1 protein-coding gene is annotated in these 1,202 nt (G+C 51.1%); it reads right to left on the bottom strand.

Annotated features, from left to right (window positions below):
- Positions 1-112 precede the first annotated feature (112 nt).
- The gene (gene rfbB, locus Q0482_RS03480) at positions 113-1,126 is read right to left on the bottom strand and encodes a dTDP-glucose 4,6-dehydratase (protein ID WP_299143436.1); all 1,014 of its coding nucleotides are present in this window, start codon (positions 1,124-1,126) and stop codon (positions 113-115) included.
- Positions 1,127-1,202: the final 76 nt, after the last annotated feature.

The following is a 1,202-nucleotide window of genomic DNA, read 5'->3' as shown; positions in this document are numbered from 1 at the left end:
GGACTGGGGATTGGGGCTAGAGGCTCGGGGCTAGAGGCTCGGGAAAAGAGCGTCAGGAGCCAGAAGCCGGGAGCCGGGAGCCGAAAGCCGACAGCCGATAGCGGACAGCGGATCACTCATACATTTTCTTATAGTAATTCTGATACTCTCCGCTTACGATTTCCTGCCACCAGGGCTTATTGTCCAGGTACCACCGAATCGTCTTCTTGATACCATCAGCAAATTTCGTCTCCGGCAGCCAGCCCAGTTCTTGATGAATCTTTGCGGGGTCGATGGCATATCTGCGGTCGTGGCCTTTTCTATCCTTTACATAGGTAATAAGGCTCTCCGGCTTGCCCAGTTCTTTAAGGATGAGCTTTACGATATCGATATTCGCCATTTCGTTATGGCCGCCGATGTTGTAGGTTTCTCCCACGGTGCCCTTATGGATGATGAGGTCTATGGCCTTGCAGTGGTCCTCCACATAGAGCCAGTCCCTTACGTTTTTCCCATCTCCATACACCGGAAGGGGCTTATCTTCCAGGGCATTCATCATCATGAGAGGTATCAGTTTTTCCGGGAACTGGTATGGTCCGTAGTTATTGCTGCAGCGGGAAATGGTCGCCGGCAGGCCATAGGTACGATGGTATGCGCCCACCAGAAGATCCGCTCCTGCCTTGGAGCTGCTGTAGGGAGAGCTGGTATGAAGGGGCGTCTTTTCCGTAAAGAAAAGGTCCGGCCTGTCCAAGGGCAGGTCTCCATAGACTTCATCAGTAGATACCTGATGATACCGGCCGATGCCATACTTCCTGCAGGCATCCATAAGGACAGAAGTGCCGATAATATTCGTCTCCAGGAAAATCTCCGGATTCAGAATGGACCGGTCCACATGGGATTCTGCCGCAAAATTCACCACCACATCCGGATGCTCCTCTTCAAAGAGGCCATATACTGCATCCCTGTCGCAGATATCCATCTTCACAAATCGGAAATTCGGCTTATCCATGACCGGTGCCAGGGTAGACAGATTTCCCGCATAGGTCAGCTTGTCCAGGCAGATGATACGATAGTCCGGATACTTCTTCATCATGTAAAATATAAAATTAGAACCAATAAATCCGGCGCCGCCGGTGATTATGAGTGTCATTGTCGTGTTTTCCTTTCTACCCATGCGGTATGAGGTACAGCTATCCGCTGTCCGCTTACCGCTTTCCGATTTTTGC

This window comes from uncultured Dialister sp., assembly GCF_937959425.1.
Classification (GTDB): domain Bacteria; phylum Bacillota; class Negativicutes; order Veillonellales; family Dialisteraceae; genus Dialister.
This window is presented reverse-complemented; position numbering and strand designations above follow the sequence as displayed.

Coding starts and splice junctions, on each gene's coding strand:
- rfbB (WP_299143436.1), bottom strand. CDS start 1,126: ATGACACTCATAATCACCGGCGGCGCCGGATTTATTGGTTCTAATTTT.